The following is a 16,932-nucleotide window of genomic DNA, read 5'->3' as shown; positions in this document are numbered from 1 at the left end:
TTGCCGAGCTGGTGCACGAAAAGAAGATCGAAGGCATCAGCCACATCCAGGACGAATCCGACAAGTCCGGCATGCGGGTGGTGATCGAGCTCAAGCGCGGCGAAGTGCCTGAGGTTGTGCTGAACAACCTGTACAAGCAAACCCAGCTCCAAGACACCTTCGGCATGAACATGGTGGCCCTGATCGACGGCCAGCCCAAGCTGTGCAACCTGAAAGACCTGATCCAGGTCTTCTTGCAGCACCGCCGCGAAGTGGTCACGCGCCGCACCGTGTTCGAGCTGCGCAAAGCGCGTGACCGTGGCCACGTGCTCGAAGGCCTGGCCGTGGCACTTGCCAACATCGACGATTTCATTGCGATCATCCGCAACGCGCCGACGCCACCTGTGGCCAAGGCCGAGCTGATGACTCGCGCCTGGGACAGCCAGATGGTGCGCACCATGCTGACCCGCGCCCGCGACGATGGCTCTGTGGTCAATGCCGACGACTACCGCCCCGAAGGTCTGGAGCGCGAATACGGTTTGGGCCAAGACGGCCTGTACCGCTTGTCGGACACGCAAGCGCAAGAGATTTTGCAGATGCGCCTGCAGCGCCTGACCGGTCTGGAGCAAGACAAGATCGTGGCCGAATACAAAGAAGTCATGTCGGTCATCGAAGACCTGCTGGACATTCTGGCCAAGCCCGAACGCGTCTCGACCATCATCGGCGACGAGCTGGGCACCGTGCGCCAAGAATTTGGACAAACCAAAATCGGCGCACGCCGCAGCCAGATCGAGCACAGCGCGCAAGACCTGTCGACCGAAGACCTGATCACGCCCACCGACATGGTGGTGACACTCTCGCACAGCGGCTACATCAAGAGCCAACCCTTGTCTGAATACCGTGCCCAAAAGCGCGGTGGCCGTGGCAAACAAGCGGCCGCCACCAAAGAAGACGACTGGATCGACCAGCTCTTCATTGCCAACACACACGACTACCTGCTGTGCTTCTCCAACCGTGGCCGCCTGTACTGGCTCAAGGTCTGGGAAGTGCCTGCCGGCTCGCGCGGCTCGCGCGGTCGCCCCATCGTAAACATGTTCCCGCTGCAAGAAGGCGAGAAGATCAACGTGGTGCTGGCCTTGACCGGCGAAGCCCGCACCTTCCCGGAAAACCAATACGTGTTCATGGGCACCTCCATGGGCACGGTCAAGAAGACCTCACTGGACGAATTCAGCAACCCCCGCAAGGGCGGCATCATTGCCGTCAACCTGGACGAAGGCGACTATTTGATCGGCGCTGCGCTGACCGACGGCCAACACGATGTGATGCTGTTCAGCGACGGCGGCAAGGCTGTGCGCTTTGACGAAAACGATGTGCGTCCTCTGGGCCGCAGCGCCCGTGGCGTGCGCGGCATGATGATCGAAGAAGGCCAAAGCGTGATCGCCATGCTGGTGGCCGAAGACGAAACGCAAAGCGTGCTGACCGCCACCGAAAACGGCTACGGCAAACGCACCAGCATCGTCGAGTACACACGTCACGGCCGTGGCACCAAGGGCATGATCGCCATCCAGCAATCCGAGCGCAACGGCAAAGTCGTGGCCGCCACCTTGGTGCATGCCGATGATGAGATCATGCTGATCACCGACACGGGCGTTCTGGTGCGCACCCGTGTGGCCGAAATCCGCGAACTGGGCCGCGCCACACAAGGCGTGACCTTGATCAACCTGGACGAAGGCGCCAAGCTCAGCGGTTTGCAACGCATTGTCGAAAACGACGCCAACGCGAATGACCCCGAAGCCGACGCCGAAGAAGGCTCCACAGACGACAACACCCCAGCAGCGGAATAAGGCATGAGCCGAGCTTTCAATTTCTCGGCCGGTCCGGCCGTCATGCCCGAAGAGGTCTTGCAACAAGCCGCCGCAGAAATGCTCGACTGGCACGGCTCGGGCATGAGCGTGATGGAGATGAGCCACCGCGGCAAGGAATTCATCAGCATCTACGAGCAGGCCGAATCCGACCTGCGCGAGCTGCTGGACGTGCCTGCGAACTTCAAGATCTTGTTCATGCAAGGCGGTGGCCTGGCCGAAAACGCCATCATCCCGCTGAACCTGTCACAGGGTGGCGCGGTCGATTTCGTGCTGACCGGCAGCTGGAGCCAGAAGTCTCAAAAAGAAGCTGCCAAATACGCCACATCGCGTGTGGCCGCATCGGCTCAGGCCGATGGCTTCACCAGCCTGCCCCAAGCGGCGAGCTGGCAAATTGGTCCTGACAGCCGCTATGTGCACATCTGCGGCAACGAAACCATCCACGGCGTGGAATTCCATGAATTGCCAGACCTCAAGGCTTTGGGCTGCGATGCACCGCTGGTGGTGGATTTCTCCTCCCATGTGGCCTCGCGCCCGGTGGACTGGTCCCGTGTGGGCCTGGCCTTTGGCGGTGCTCAAAAGAACCTCGGCCCAGCAGGCCTGACCTTGGTCATCGTGCGCGAAGACCTGATCGGCCATGCCCTGCCCCATTGCCCCAGTGCCTTTGACTACAAGCTGGTGGCCGACAACCAGTCGATGTACAACACCCCGCCCACCTACAGCATCTACATCGCGGGCCTGGTCTTTCAGTGGCTCAAAAAGCACGGCGGCATTGCCGCCATGGAGCAACGCAACATCGCCAAAGCCCAACTGCTGTACGACTGCCTGGACAACTCGGCCCTGTATGTGAACAAGGTGGACAAGGCCTGCCGCTCGCGCATGAACGTGCCCTTCTTCCTCCGCGACGAGTCGCGCAACGACGCCTTTTTGGCCGGGGCCAAGGCACGCGGCTTGCTGCAGCTCAAGGGCCACAAATCGGTCGGCGGCATGCGTGCCAGCATTTACAACGCCATGCCTCTTGCGGGCGTGCAGGCGCTGGTGGACTACCTGCGCGAATTTGAAAAAACACAGGCTTAACGCCCTCAGGACCATGAGCCAACAACCTATTCAGTCCGAAGCGCTGGGCGCTTTGCGGGTGCAGATCGACTCGCTGGACAAGCAACTGCTGCAACTGCTGAACGACCGCGCCAAAGTGGCAGAAAAAGTCGGCGAAATCAAACGCGCCGAAGGCTCGCCCTTCTTTCGCCCCGACCGCGTGGCGCAGGTCATCGACAAGATCACCCAAGCCAACCCCGGCCCGCTCAAGAACGAGCACGTTGCCTCCATTTGGCGAGAAATCATGTCGGCCTGCTTGGCCCTCGAAGCGCCACAACGTGTGGCGGTGCTTGGCCCCCAAGGCACGTTTTGCGAACAAGCGGCGATTGAGTTTTTCGGCAGCGCCGCCAACCTGATTTATTGCGCCAACTTCGACGAAGTCTTCCACGCCACTGCGGCGGGCTCCGCCCAATACGGCGTGGTGGGCATGGAAAACTCCACTGAAGGCGTGGTGGCCCGTTCGCTCGATTTGTTCTTGCGCTCGCCCGTGCATGTGGTGGGCGAAGTCAGCTTGCAAGTGCGATTCAATCTGCTGCGCCAACTCAACTCCGATGCAGGCATCGAAGTCGTCATGGCCCACCCCCAGGCCTTGGCCCAGTGTCAAGGTTGGCTGTCCAAGCACTTGCCACACGTGGAGCGCCGCGCGGTATCGAGCAACGCCGAAGGCGCCCGCTTGGCCGCCTCCAATCCCGCCTGGGCCGCTTTGGCCAGCGAACGCGCTGCGAGCCAGTTTGGCTTGCACATCGTGCACCACGCCATCCAGGACGAGGCCTTCAACCGCACGCGCTTCGCGGTGATTGCCTTGCCGCAAACCCTGGCCACGCCACCCGCCTCAGGCAAAGACTGCACCAGCCTGGTGGTGTCGGTGCCCAACCGCCCCGGCGCCGTGCACGATTTGTTGGTGCCGCTCAAGAACAACGGCGTGTCCATGACCCGCTTTGAGTCGCGCCCTGCCAAATCGGGGCAGTGGGAGTATTACTTCTACATCGACCTGCAAGGCCACATCAGCGAACCGCATGTTGCAGCGGCCCTGCAAGAGCTGCAAGGCCTGTGCGCCTTCTACAAGGTCTTGGGTTCCTACCCGGTTTCCGAATGACATTCCAGCGGCTTGCCTTGATCGGCTGCGGCCTGATGGGCGGCTCGTTTGCGCTCGCTTTGCGCCAAGCGGGCCTGGTGCAAACCATCGCTGGCTTCAGCGCCTCTGAAAAAACCCGCCAACGCGCTGTCGAACTGGAAGTCATCGACCAAGCCTGTACCAGCGTGGCCGAAGCCGTGCAAGGCGCAGACCTGGTGCTGCTGGCCGTGCCCGTGGGCGCGATGCACAGCAGCTTTGCCGCCATGCGCGACGTGCTGGCGCCAAGTGCCTTGCTGATGGATGTGGGCTCCACCAAATGCGATGTGATCGCCGCAGCACTTGCCACCTTGGGCGACCGCCTGAGCTGCTTCGTGCCCGCCCACCCGATCGCAGGCAAAGAGGTCGCGGGCATCGAGCATGCCGAGGCCGCGCTGTACCAAGACCGCCGCACCATCCTCACGCCGCTGCCAAAAACCGGCATCCACAAAATGCAGGCCGCACACGATGTGTGGACCGCCATCGGCAGCCACGTGAGCAACATGACGCCTGAGGCACACGACGCCACCTTTGCGGCCGTCAGCCACCTGCCCCACATGCTGGCCTTTGCCGCGGTGAACGCCTTGACGGCGCAAGCCCAAGGGGCTGCATTTCTGGAGATGGCCGGCCCGGGCTTCAGAGACTTCTCGCGCATCGCAGCCTCCGATGCATCGGTGTGGCGCGACATTTTGAGCGCGAACCATGCCGAGGTGCTCACGCAAGTGACCCACTTTCGCGCGGCCCTCGATCAATTTGAAAACGCCTTGAAACAGGGCGACAACGCCGCGCTGCAGCAACTGATTCAACAAGCCAGCGATGTGCGCTCGGCCTGGACACTGCAAGCGGGTAACGCTTGCAACAAAGCTTCTGAAGACTGAACAATGTTCTCCACCGCCTTCCTCGACCTTCCTGCGCTGCAAGGCGCGTCCGGCACTGTCACCCTGCCTGGCTCCAAAAGCATTTCCAACCGCGTGTTGCTGCTCTCGGCCTTGTGCCAAGGTACGACCGTGGTGCATGACCTGCTGGACTCTGACGACACCCGCGTGATGCTGGCCGCGCTGCGCCAGCTGGGCTGCGGCGTCGAAGTGGCAGGCACCACGGTGACCATCACCGGCTTGGGTGGCCGCGCTTGGCCTTCCGAAGCGATTGAATTTTTCATGGGCAACGCGGGCACGGCCATGCGCCCGCTCACAGCGGCACTGGCGGTGCAGGGCGGCGACTTCACGCTCAAGGGCGTGCCCCGCATGCACGAGCGGCCGATTGGCGATCTGGTGGACGCCCTGCGCGAACTGGGCTGCGCCATCGACTACCTGGGCAACGCCGGCTACCCGCCCCTGCGCATTGGCCAGCCGCAGCTGCAAGTAGACAAGCCCATCCCCGTGCGCGGTGATGTGTCCAGCCAGTTCCTCACCGCGCTGCTGATGGCGCTGCCATTGGCCGCCACGGATCGCGCCATCACGATCGAAGTGATCGGTGAGCTCATCAGCAAGCCCTACATCGAGATCACGCTCAACCTGCTGGCGCGCTACGGCATTGCGGTGGAACGCCATGGCTGGGAACGCTTTGTCATCCCGGCCGGCAGCCGCTACCAGTCGCCGGGCAGCATCCACGTTGAGGCCGATGCTTCTTCGGCCAGCTACTTCATCGCGCTGGGCGCCATCGCCCAAGGTGACGGCATCCGCATCCAGGGCGTGGGCGCAGACTCGATCCAGGGCGACATCCGCTTCATGGACGCCGCCGCCCAAATGGGCGCAAAAATCACCAGCGGCCCCAACTGGCTCGAAATCAACCGGGAGGCCTGGCCGCTCAAGGGCATCACGCTCGACTGCAACCACATCCCCGACGCTGCCATGACACTGGGCGTGATGGCACTCTATGCCGATGGCCCGACCACGCTGCGCAACATCGCCAGCTGGCGCGTCAAGGAAACCGACCGCATCGCGGCCATGGCCACCGAAAGCCGCAAGCTGGGTGCCACCGTCGAAGAAGGCCCGGACTGGATCACCATCCACCCCCTGCCCGCCGGACAATGGCAGCGCGCCAGCATCCACACCTACGACGACCACCGCGTGGCCATGTGCTTCTCGCTGGCGGCCTTCAACGCCGACCAGGTCCCGGTGCGCATCGAAGACCCCAAGTGCGTGGCCAAGACCTTCCCCGACTATTTCGAGGCCCTGTTTTCGGTGGCGCACACAGCCGCAGAAAACATCCCGGTCATCTGCATCGACGGCCCCACCGCCTCGGGCAAGGGCACGTTGGCCAGCCGCGTGGCTGCGCAGCTCGGCTATCACTATTTGGACTCGGGCGCTCTCTACCGCGTGACGGCCCATGCGACTTTGCAAGTGGGCCTGTCCCTCGAAGCCGCCGACGAAGCCCAAATCGCCCAGCTGGCCCGCCACCTGCCCGTGCGCTTTGAGGGCGAGCAGGTCTTGCTGAACAATGTGGACGTGACCGATGCGATCCGCAGCGAGCAAGGCGGCATGAACGCCTCCAAAGTGTCCGTTTTGCCCGCTGTGCGCGAGGCGCTGGTCGACTTGCAGCACAGTTTCCAGCGCCTGCCCGGCCTCTTGGCCGACGGCCGCGACATGGGCACCGTGATCTTCCCCAACGCCCCTTTGAAGGTGTTTTTGACCGCCAGCGCTGCCCAAAGGGCCGAAAGACGGCATAAGCAATTGATTTCTAAGGGTTTTTCGGCTAATATCGACAGTCTTCGCGCTGACTTGGAAGCGCGCGATGCCCGGGACATGTCCCGCAGCGTTGCGCCTTTCCAGCCCGCGCAAGATGCCTTGCAACTGGACAACTCGTCCTTGTCCATCGAAGCTTCGGTGGATCAGGTCCTGAGCTGGTGGCAAGGCAGGCAGGTTTTTGGCGCATGACTTTGCGCCAAGCTCAGGCCAACAGCCTGCATTGCGCGGGCTGATTTTCGGGTTCCACGTCGCTCCCCTCGTGCAGCTTGCACACCGGCTTCGTGGATTTTGCTAACCAACCGCGGTTCACACCGCCAACCAATCGCCACTGCAGCTCCTGGAAACGACGCATACCGCGTTCGTCAGTCCTGTTGGTGGATGAGGAAATCACATGTCTGAATCTTTTGCCGCCCTCTTTGAGGAATCCCTGCAACGTACCGAAATGCGCCCTGGTGAAGTCATCACCGCTGAAGTGGTGCGCATCGAACACAACTTCGTGGTCGTCAACGCCGGTCTCAAGTCCGAGTCCTACGTGCCCCTCGAAGAGTTCAAGAACGACCAGGGTGAAGTCGAAGTCCAGGTCGGCGACTTTGTCTCGGTGGCCATTGGCTCCATCGAAAACGGCTACGGCGACACCATCCTGTCGCGCGACACCGCCAAGCGTCTGGCTTCGTGGATGTCTTTGGAAAAAGCCCTGGAATCCGGCGAATTCGTCACTGGCGTGACCAGCGGCAAAGTCAAGGGTGGCCTGACCGTTTTGGTCAACGGCATCCGCGCCTTCCTGCCCGGCTCTTTGGTCGACACACGTCCTACCAAAGACCTGTCTCCCTATGAGAACAAGACCCTGGAATTCAAGGTCATCAAGCTCGACCGCAAGCGCAACAACGTCGTGTTGTCTCGCCGTGCCGTGGTGGAAGCTTCCATGGGCGAAGAGCGCGCCAAACTGATGGAAACCCTGCGCGAAGGCTCCATCGTCAATGGCGTGGTCAAGAACATCACCGAATACGGTGCGTTCGTGGACTTGGGCGGCATCGACGGCCTGTTGCACATCACCGACATGGCATGGCGCCGTGTCCGTCACCCTTCCGAAGTGGTCACTGCTGGTCAGGAAATCACCGCCAAGATCCTCAAGTTCGACACCGAGAAAAACCGCGTGTCCTTGGGCCTCAAGCAAATGGGCGACGATCCTTGGATGGGCGTGAACCGCCGCTACCCACAAGGCACCCGCATGTTCGGCAAGATCACCAACATCGCCGACTACGGCGCGTTTGTGGAACTCGAACCCGGCATCGAAGGCTTGGTGCACGTGTCTGAAATGGACTGGACCAACAAGAACGTGGCTCCTTCCAAGATCGTGTCACTGGGCGACGAAGTCGAAGTCATGGTCCTCGAGATCGACGAAGACAAGCGCCGCATCAGCTTGGGCATGAAGCAGTGCCGTGCCAACCCATGGCAAGAGTTTGCTCAGAACACCAAGCGCGGCGACCGCGTCAAGGGCCCGATCAAGTCGATCACCGACTTCGGCGTGTTCGTGGGTCTGGCTGCCGGCATCGACGGCCTGGTGCACCTGTCCGACCTGTCCTGGAACGAGTCTGGCGAAAACGCCGTGCGCGAATTCAAGAAGGGTCAAGAAGTCGAGGCTTTGGTCTTGGCTGTGGACGTGGACCGCGAGCGCATCAGCTTGGGCATCAAACAGCTCGACTCCGATCCTTTCACCACCTTCACATCCATCAACGACAAAGGCCAGACCGTCACCGGTAAGGTCAAGACCGTGGATGCCAAGGGCGCTGAAATCGACCTGGGCGAAGACATCGTGGGCTACCTGCGCGTCAGCGAAATCTCGCGTGACCGCGTGGAAGACGCCAGCCATGTGCTGAAAGTCGGCGACGAAGTGACTGCTGTGGTGGTGAACGTGGATCGCAAGACCCGCAACATCCAGTTGTCGATCAAAGCCAAAGACCAAGCTGACCAGCAAGAAGCCATGGCTTCGCTGTCGCAACAGTCTTCGCGTGAAAACGCTGGCACCACCAGCCTGGGCGCACTGCTGCGCGCCAAGTTGGACAACAACTGATCGTTGTTGAACTGAAAGACAGCTGCTGTCTGTAAAGCCTGCCCCTGTGATGGGGGCAGGCTTTTTTCAGACCTCTGCAGATGACTTGAAAATAAGAAGAACTCCATGACACGCTCTGATCTGGTTGAAGAATTGGCCGCGCGCTACGCGCAGTTGACCCACCGTGACGCCGAACTGGCCGTCAAAACGGTGCTGGATGCCATGAGCGATGCCTTGGTGCGCGGGCACCGCATCGAAATTCGCGGCTTTGGCAGCTTCTCGATCAACCGTCGTCCCCCCCGCATCGGTCGCAATCCGCGCTCGGGCGAAAGCGTTGAGATCCCTGAAAAACGGGTGCCCCATTTCAAACCCGGCAAAGCCTTGCGTGAGGCTGTAGATGCCGGCACTGCTGCGGCTGCCGCCAAGAACAAAACTTGATCGGTCAAGCACCGCACACATGCAAACATGCCGGTCTCGAGGCCCATTAGAATGTTTGCAGCTTCCCGAGGTTCCCCATGAAACGTCTGCTTCGCCTGCTTCAGTGGCTGCTGAAAGCGGCGGTTTTTTTCACCCTCTTTGCATTCGCGCTGAACAACCAGCAAGAAACGCGTGTCCATTTCTTTTTTGGCACCTCTTGGCAAGCCCCCACCGTGTTGGTGGTGCTGTCAGCGTTCGCTCTGGGCGTGGTGATTGGCGTGCTGGGCATGGTGCCTCGCTGGTGGCGCCACCGCCAGGCGGCCCAACAAAATACCAAGACAAGCCCTGAAGCAACACCTTCGCCCGAGACACCGCATGGAACTTGACCTGACCTGGATTTTGCTGGGCTTGCCCATGGCTTTTGGCCTGGGCTGGCTGGCTTCGCGCCTGGACCTGCGCCAGCTGCGCATCGCCAACCGCCAAGCACCGCGCGCCTATTTCAAGGGCCTCAATTACCTGCTCAATGAGCAACAGGACCAGGCCATCGACGCCTTCATCGAAGCCGTCCAGAACGACCCCGACACCTCGGAACTGCACTTCGCCCTGGGCAACTTGTTTCGCCGTCGCGGCGAGTACGACCGTGCCGTACGCGTGCACGAACACCTGCTGTCGCGTGCCGACTTGAGCAACGCCGATCGCCAGCGCGCACAACACGGTTTGGCACTCGATTACCTGAAAGCCGGTCTGCTCGATCGGGCCGAAGAAGCTTTGCGCAAACTCGAGGGAACAACGTATGAAGGTCAAGCCCGTCTGGCTCGCTTGGCCATTTACGAACGTTCACGCGAGTGGCCCGAAGCCACGCTGGTGGCACAACTGCTTGAAAAATCAGGGGAAGCCAACTTCAGCGTGCGCATGGCGCACTACCAATGCGAGCTGGCAAGGGAGGCTGTACAGCAAGGCGACTCAGCCAAAGCCCTGCAACTGCTACAACGCGCCATCATCGATTCACCCGACGCAGCCCGTCCACGGATTTTATTGGGCCAACTGCAACTGGCCCAAGGCCAGAGCCATGCTGCTTTTGAAACACTGAAGACGCTGTTTGAGAAAACAGATGCCTCGGCCCCCTTGGCAGCCAGCAGCTTGGCGAAAGCCGCCCAAGCGGCCCATTTGAGCGCGACCGCATTCCATGTGTTGGAGGCGCATTACGCCAAACAACCTTGCATCGATGTGCTCGAAGCCATGGCCAGCTTGGAAACGGCAGAACCATCCGGTCAAGCGGCATCGCATCAGCGGTACCTGGACCATTTGCAAAAGCACCCCTCCTTGATGGCGGCTTCGCGCTGGCTCAATGGACAAGCCCAGCAAGAACCCCTGCCTGCACCCGTTCAAAAGGCACTGGAGCAAGCCACGCGGCCCTTGGCCCGTTACCGCTGTGCGGCCTGTGGCTTTGAAGCCAAAGAACACTTCTGGCATTGCCCGGGTTGCCAAGCCTGGGACAGCTACCCGCCGCGCCGCGTCGAAGAACTTTGAAAGCATCTTGAAACATCTTGTTTCAAGCGAACCCTCTAAAAACTTTACCCGCACACGCCCAGGCCGGAGAATCGCCCTGTCTTGCAAACAACTGGTTCACCAGTACAGGGGAGGGGCATCGCATGATCCTAAAAATAACTGCCGTGCTGGTGACCGGTTTGTTTGCCGGACTTTGCCGGGCACAGATCGAACTGAACCAAGCCTCAGAAATCGACCTGGACGGCCTCAAAGGCGTCGGTCCAAGCCTGACACGACAAGTGCTCAATGAGCGTCAAAAAGGCGCGTTCACAGATTGGGCAGATGTCATGCAGCGCATCAAGGGCATCGGCCCCAAAAAAGCAGACAGCTTGTCTGCGCAAGGGCTGAGGGTACAGGGCCAGTTGTACACGCCTTCAGCACCAACCTCAGCGCCCGCCACTACGACACCCAAGCCCCAATAAATGGCTTGCTGCCACACATGCTGTGGTCTGCTGTTGAAGTCGACACCGGAAGGCAGAGCTCAAACGGCGCCAAATCCCCCGCCTCCAGGCGTGTGGATCTCAAACACATCGCCAGCCTGCATCTCGACCTGACCTATGTGAGCCAACTCTTGCACGCTGCCATCGCTGCGCACCACGCGGTTGATGCCCGTCAAGCCACTGTGACCGCCCGCCATGCCAAAGGCCGGGTGTATGCGCCCGTTGGACAAGATGCCTGCCGTCATCGGCTCCAGAAAGCGCACGCGGCGCACCCCGCCGTCGCCACCATGCCAGCGCCCTGCGCCGCCAGAGCCCTGGCGAATCGCATAACTTTCCAGCCGCACCGGAAAGCGGAACTCCAACACCTCCGGGTCCGTGAGGCGTGAATTGGTCATGTGGGTTTGCACCACCGAGGTGCCATCAAACCCCCCCACCAATTGGCCCTGCGCATCGTAGCGTCCACCCGCGCCGCTGCCACCGGAAATGGTTTCGTAATACTGCACACGGGCATTGCCAAAGGTGAAGTTGTTCATGGTCGGCTGGCTACCCGCCATCACGCCCAAAGCGCCAAACAGCGCGTTGGTGATGCAGGTCGAGGTTTCCACATTGCCTGCCACCACCGAAGCGGGCGGATTGGGGTTGAGCATCGAACCCTGTGGAATGATGACCTTGAGCGGCTTCAAGCAACCGGCGTTCAGGGGGATGTCATCGTCCACCAGGCTGCGGAACACATACAAGACGGCTGCCATGCACACCGCACGCGGGGCGTTGAAGTTGTTGGGCAGCTGGGCGCTGGTGCCGGTGAAGTCGATCTCGGCCGTACGCTCTGGCGCATTCACGCGCACCGCCACCTGGATCTGCGCGCCGTTGTCGAGCGGCAAAGTGAATGCGCCATCTTTGAGGCGCGTGATGACGCGGCGCACCGACTCCTCGGCGTTGTCTTGCACATGGCGCATATAGGCCTGCACCACGTCCAGGCCAAACTGCTCGACCATGCGGCGCAGCTCTTGCACGCCTTTTTCGTTGGCGGCAATTTGCGCTTTCAGGTCGGCCATGTTTTGCTGCGGGTTGCGCGAGGGGTACTCGCCGCTTTGCAGCAGCGCCACCATCTCGGCCTCGCGCAAGTGACCCGCATCGACCAATTTGAAGTTGTCGATCTGCACACCCTCTTCTTCAATGCGCGTGGAAAACGGCGGCATGGAGCCGGGCGTCAAGCCACCCACATCGGCGTGGTGCCCGCGTGAGCCGACATAAAACACAGGGTCTTTGTGGCCCTCCAAATAGACCGGCGTGATCACGGTGATGTCGGGCAAATGCGTGCCGCCGTGGTAGGGGTCGTTCAGCACGAACACGTCGCCCGGCTGCATGCGGCCCTTGTTCTCTTGAATCACGGTCTGGATGCTTTCACCCATCGAGCCTAAATGCACAGGCATGTGCGGCGCGTTGGCGATCAAATGGCCTTCTGCGCTGAACAGCGCGCACGAAAAATCCAGCCGCTCCTTGATGTTGACCGAATAAGCCGTGTTTTGCAGCTGCAGCCCCATCTGCTCGGCGATGTTCATGAACAGGTTGTTGAAGACCTCCAGCAGCACCGGGTCGGCCTGCGTGCCTGCGGCGTGTTGCACCGCCCGCGCATGCACGCGCACCAGCAGCAAATGGTCCAGTGCGGTCAGGCGCGCTTGCCAACCGGCTTCCACCACCGTGGTGGCGTTTTTCTCGGCAATGATGGCGGGGCCATCGATCACGTCGCCGGGGCGCATGTCCTCGCGCACCACCAGCGCGGCGTCCTGCCACTGGGCCACACCTTGCGCGTTGGCGGCATAGACCTGCACGGTGTCACGGCGCGGCACATCGCGCTGCGGGTGCACGACCAGCACGGCTTCTTCGGGGGCATCGCCGGGCAGCACCGCCTCGACCGACACCGCCTCAACCACCAGGGCCTTGCCCTGCATCAAAAAGGCAAAGCGCTGGCGGTAGGCCGCCTCAAACCCGGCCACCAACTGGGCTTGATCACCCCATGGCACGACCAGCGCCGAGTCGGTGCCTTCGTAGCGCAAATGCGCGCGTTGGCGCAGCTCGATGCGGTCGGCACCTCCGGCATCCACGCCCATCTGGGCCAGCAAGGCTTGGCGTGAGGTTTCGCCCAAAGTCTGCAAGCGCTCGGCCATGAAGGGCATGGCCGCAGCGTCCAGGCGCCGCTCAATGGATTCTTCGCGCATCACGTTCTGGTCGGCCAGGCCCATGCCGTAAGCCGACAAGACACCCGCCAGCGGGTGCACCAGCACCTGCGACATGCCCAGGGCATCGGCCACAAGACAAGCGTGCTGACCACCTGCGCCGCCAAAACACTGCAAGGTGTAGCGCGTCACGTCATAGCCACGCGCCACCGAGATTTTCTTGATCGCGTTGGCCATCTGTTGTACCGCGATCTGGATGAAACCGTGCGCGACGTCTTCAGCGGCACGCCCGGTTTGCGCGGCCAGTTTCGCAAAATGCCCACGCACCACCTCGGCGTCCAGCGGCTGGTTGGCTTCTGGGCCAAATACCGACGGGAAAAACTTCGGTTGCACCTTGCCCACCATCACGTTCGCATCGGTCACGGCCAGCGGCCCGCCCCGGCGGTAACTGGCTGGGCCCGGGTTGGCCCCCGCGCTTTGCGGGCCGACGCGAAAACGAGCACCGTCATAGGCCAGCAAAGACCCGCCACCTGCGGCCACCGTGTGGATGCTCATCATCGGCGCGCGCATGCGCACCCCCGCCACTTGCGTTTCAAACTCGCGCTCGAACTGCCCGGCAAAGTGCGACACATCGGTGGACGTGCCGCCCATGTCAAAACCAATCACCTTGTCGTGCCCCGCCAGCTGCGCCGTGCGGGCCATGCCCACAATGCCGCCCGCCGGGCCGCTCAAAATCGCGTCCTTGCCCGCAAACACCTGCGCGTCCGTGAGACCACCCGAAGACTGCATGAACATGAGCTTCACGCCCGGCATCTCGCTGGCCACCTGGTTCACATAGCGCCCCAAAATCGGTGACAAATACGCATCCACCACCGTGGTGTCACCCCGACTGACCAGCTTCATCATCGGGCTGGTCTGGTGCGAGGTGCTGACCTGCGTGAAACCCTCCTCACGCGCCAGGCGCGCAGCGGCCAGCTCATGCGCCGTGTGCCGCCAGCCGTGCATGAACACGATGGCGACAGAACGCACCCCTTGCTGGTGCCAATGCTTCAATTGGGTGCGCAAATGCGCCTCATCCAGGGGCTGCAACACCTCGCCATCCACCGCCACACGCTCCTGCGCTTCGATCACCGCGCTGTAAAGCAATTCGGGCAGCACGATCTGGCGGTCAAACAATCGCGGGCGGTTTTGATACGCAATGCGCAGCGCGTCGCCAAAGCCTTGCGTGGTCACCAGCAGCGTCGCCTCGCCCTTGCGCTCCAGCAGCGCGTTGGTGGCCACGGTGGTGCCCATCTTCACGCACTCGACCAGTTCGGGCGTGACCGGCTCGCCAGCTTGGAGGCCCAGCAAATGGCGAATGCCAGCCACCGCCGCATCACGGTACTGCTCGGGGTTTTCAGAGAGCAGCTTGTGCGTGACCAAAGTGCCGTCGGGCCGCTTGCCGACCACGTCGGTGAAGGTGCCGCCCCGGTCAATCCAGAATTGCCAACGGTTTTTGCATGCGGGTGTGAGGATAGGTTCTGTCATAAGTCACTCAACAATCAGAATAAATTGATCCGATCCAATGAAGTTAAAACATCGTTGGCGTGCGCGTGTTTGTCATCCGACTTTTTTCTTTGTCATCTGACTTTTTCCTTTTTCATCCCGGGCGAAGACCCGGGATCCAGTGTTGCCCGCTGCCCTTTGCAAAAGTCGGCTGTGCGCTCTGGATCCCGGCTCAAGGCCGGGATGACAAAGAGAGGGGCCGGGATGACGAAGAGACAGCCGGGATGAGAAAGAGCGGGCTGGCTGGTGCATGGAATTTTCAAATTGCCCATGGCCGTATCCATCAAGGCCGATGTCACAAAGAAGCCGCAGCACGCGCCGCCTGGTCGTACATGCCCGAGAGCACACGCAGCAATCGGGCCAGCTCGCCAATGTCGCGGTTCAGGCCATCGTCGGCCTTGAGCGCATCGATCAGGCAGCTTTCGCGGATTTCGCGGTAACGCTGCACATAGCCGCGCCCTGCATCGGTGGCCGCATAGGTCACTTCCTTGCCGTGCTTTTGAGACATCACCACACCCAGGCCTTGCAGCTTTTTCAGGGCGTAATTCACCAAATGGGTGTCTTCGATGTTCATGATGAAACAGATGTCGGCCAGGCGTTTGTCGCGGGCGCGGTGCGTCACGTGGTGCAACACCAGCACATCCAAGGGCGTCAAATCCTTGAGGCCTGCGGCGGCCATGCAATGGATGATCCAGCGGTGAAACGCGTTGCCCGCCACGATCAGGCCGAACTCGAACTCGCTCATCTCGGCGCTGTCGGGCGAGACCAGATGGGCCGAAGAGACGATGGGGTTGGCGGCTTTGTTGGGGGCTGTATTTTTGCTGGGCATGGGCACACGCTTTCTGGGCACTGGAGGGAAAGTCTAGTCGCCATCATGACAATTTGCCAACAATTTGTTGACATTAAGGGAAATCACCGATCCCAAGCACGGGGCAACATGCCTACAGTGAACAACAGCCGACGCACCACCCGCGTGCACATCACGGGCACAGCTTTTGCTGTGCTTCTTGGCTTGGTCCCATCTACTCAGGAGTTTTCATGAAACGTCGCGCCCTCCACCTCAGCCTGCTGGCTGGCTTGTTAGCTGTCTCTGGTTTTGTCTCGGCCCAGACCAAGTGGGACCTGCCTGCCGCCTACCCGGCTAGCAACTTCCACTCGCTGAACCTCGCTCAGTTCGCCACCGACGTGGACAAGGCCTCGGGCGGCAAGCTCAAGATCACGGTGCACGCCAACGCCTCGCTGTTCAAAGCGCCTGAAATCAAGCGCGCCGTGCAAGGTGGTCAGGCCCAGGCCGGTGAGATCTTGTTGGCCAACTTCAGCAACGAATGGCCCATCTACGCGGCAGACGGTCTGCCCTTTTTGGCCGACAGCTACGACGAAGGCATGAAGCTCTACAAAGCCCAAAAGCCACTGATGGAGAAGAAACTGTCCGAGCAAGGCATGGTGCTGCTGTACTCGGTGGCCTGGCCCCCTCAAGGCATTTACAGCAAGAAGCCGCTCAACAGCGCCGCCGACCTCAAGGGCATCAAGTGGCGCTCCTACAGCCCCTCCACCGCCCGCATCGCCGAGCTGGTGGGCGCGCAACCCGTGACGGTGCAGGCTGCTGAATTCACCCAAGCTCTCGCCACCGGCGTGGTCGAGTCGACCATGACCTCGGGCGCGACCGGTGTGGACAGCAAGCTCTACGAACACCTCAAGTACTACTACGACGTGCAGGCTTGGCTACCCAAGAACGCGGTGATCGCCAACAAGAAGGCTTTTGATGCGCTCGACAAGCCCACACAAGACGCCGTGATGAAGGCCGCAGCAGACGCTGAAAGCCGTGGCTGGAGCGAGTCGCGCAAAGTCAACGACACGACGCTGGCCACCCTCAAGGCCAACGGCATGACCGTGACCGCACCCTCGGCCCAGCTGAAAGCCGACATGGCCAAAGTGGGTGACACCATGCTCAAGGAATGGCTGGAGAAATCTGGTGCTGAGGGCAAAGCCTTGGTCGATGCCTACAACAAGAAATAAGCCCG

13 protein-coding genes are annotated in these 16,932 nt (G+C 61.2%); 11 read left to right on the top strand and 2 right to left on the bottom strand.

The genetic code is table 11. The annotated features are described in order from the left end of the window. From Q1W40_RS06815 to Q1W40_RS06770, 10 genes are all read left to right on the top strand, one after another. On the top strand, positions 1-1,823 hold a 1,823-nt coding region (locus tag Q1W40_RS06815; RefSeq protein WP_300710281.1), incomplete at its 5' end, for a DNA gyrase C-terminal beta-propeller domain-containing protein. Between the two features lie 3 nt (positions 1,824-1,826). Next, positions 1,827-2,918, top strand: a complete 1,092-nt coding sequence (gene serC / locus Q1W40_RS06810) for a 3-phosphoserine/phosphohydroxythreonine transaminase (RefSeq protein WP_300710279.1) — start codon at positions 1,827-1,829, stop codon at positions 2,916-2,918. Positions 2,919-2,931: 13 nt separating this feature from the next. Continuing rightward, complete coding sequence (pheA, locus tag Q1W40_RS06805) at positions 2,932-4,032, top strand: prephenate dehydratase (RefSeq protein WP_300710277.1); 1,101 nt, start codon at positions 2,932-2,934, stop codon at positions 4,030-4,032. Continuing rightward, complete coding sequence (locus Q1W40_RS06800; RefSeq protein WP_300710275.1) at positions 4,029-4,925, top strand: prephenate dehydrogenase/arogenate dehydrogenase family protein; 897 nt, start codon at positions 4,029-4,031, stop codon at positions 4,923-4,925. The genes pheA and Q1W40_RS06800 overlap by 4 nt, the downstream gene beginning before the upstream one ends. 3 nt (positions 4,926-4,928) lie before the next feature. Continuing rightward, positions 4,929-6,923 carry a bifunctional 3-phosphoshikimate 1-carboxyvinyltransferase/cytidylate kinase gene (locus Q1W40_RS06795; protein WP_300710273.1) on the top strand — a complete coding sequence of 665 codons (1,995 nt, stop codon included), beginning with the start codon at positions 4,929-4,931 and terminating at the stop codon, positions 6,921-6,923. 202 nt (positions 6,924-7,125) lie between these two features. Next, complete coding sequence (rpsA, locus tag Q1W40_RS06790) at positions 7,126-8,805, top strand: 30S ribosomal protein S1 (RefSeq protein ID WP_300710271.1); 1,680 nt, start codon at positions 7,126-7,128, stop codon at positions 8,803-8,805. Positions 8,806-8,910: 105 nt separating this feature from the next. Continuing rightward, on the top strand, positions 8,911-9,222 hold the full coding sequence (locus tag Q1W40_RS06785) for an integration host factor subunit beta (RefSeq protein WP_300710269.1): 312 nt from the start codon (positions 8,911-8,913) through the stop codon (positions 9,220-9,222). A 77-nt stretch (positions 9,223-9,299) separates the two neighbouring features. Beyond that, positions 9,300-9,587, top strand: a complete 288-nt coding sequence (locus tag Q1W40_RS06780; RefSeq protein ID WP_300710267.1) for a lipopolysaccharide assembly LapA domain-containing protein — start codon at positions 9,300-9,302, stop codon at positions 9,585-9,587. After that, entirely contained in the window at positions 9,577-10,731 is a 1,155-nt protein-coding gene (lapB, locus tag Q1W40_RS06775) for a lipopolysaccharide assembly protein LapB (protein WP_300710265.1), read from the top strand. The genes Q1W40_RS06780 and lapB overlap by 11 nt, the downstream gene beginning before the upstream one ends. A 17-nt stretch (positions 10,732-10,748) precedes the next feature. Beyond that, positions 10,749-11,171 (top strand): helix-hairpin-helix domain-containing protein, encoded by a 423-nt coding sequence (locus Q1W40_RS06770; RefSeq protein WP_300710263.1) that lies wholly within the window; start codon positions 10,749-10,751, stop codon positions 11,169-11,171. A 59-nt stretch (positions 11,172-11,230) separates the two neighbouring features. On the opposite strand, the gene Q1W40_RS06765 is transcribed toward Q1W40_RS06770, so the two are convergent. Both Q1W40_RS06765 and Q1W40_RS06760 read right to left on the bottom strand, forming a co-directional pair. Then, positions 11,231-14,893 (bottom strand): hydantoinase B/oxoprolinase family protein, encoded by a 3,663-nt coding sequence (locus tag Q1W40_RS06765; protein ID WP_300710261.1) that lies wholly within the window; start codon positions 14,891-14,893, stop codon positions 11,231-11,233. A 313-nt stretch (positions 14,894-15,206) separates the two neighbouring features. Then, on the bottom strand, positions 15,207-15,740 hold the full coding sequence (locus Q1W40_RS06760) for a winged helix DNA-binding protein (RefSeq protein WP_300710259.1): 534 nt from the start codon (positions 15,738-15,740) through the stop codon (positions 15,207-15,209). 209 nt (positions 15,741-15,949) lie between these two features. On the opposite strand from Q1W40_RS06760, the gene Q1W40_RS06755 reads away from it, so the two are divergent. Next, positions 15,950-16,927, top strand: coding sequence for a TRAP transporter substrate-binding protein (locus tag Q1W40_RS06755; protein WP_300710257.1), 978 nt, complete (start codon positions 15,950-15,952; stop codon positions 16,925-16,927). The last annotated feature ends 5 nt before the right edge of the window (positions 16,928-16,932 follow it).

It is taken from the genome of Limnohabitans sp. (assembly GCF_030158565.1).
Classification (GTDB): domain Bacteria; phylum Pseudomonadota; class Gammaproteobacteria; order Burkholderiales; family Burkholderiaceae_C; genus Limnohabitans_A.
This window is presented reverse-complemented; position numbering and strand designations above follow the sequence as displayed.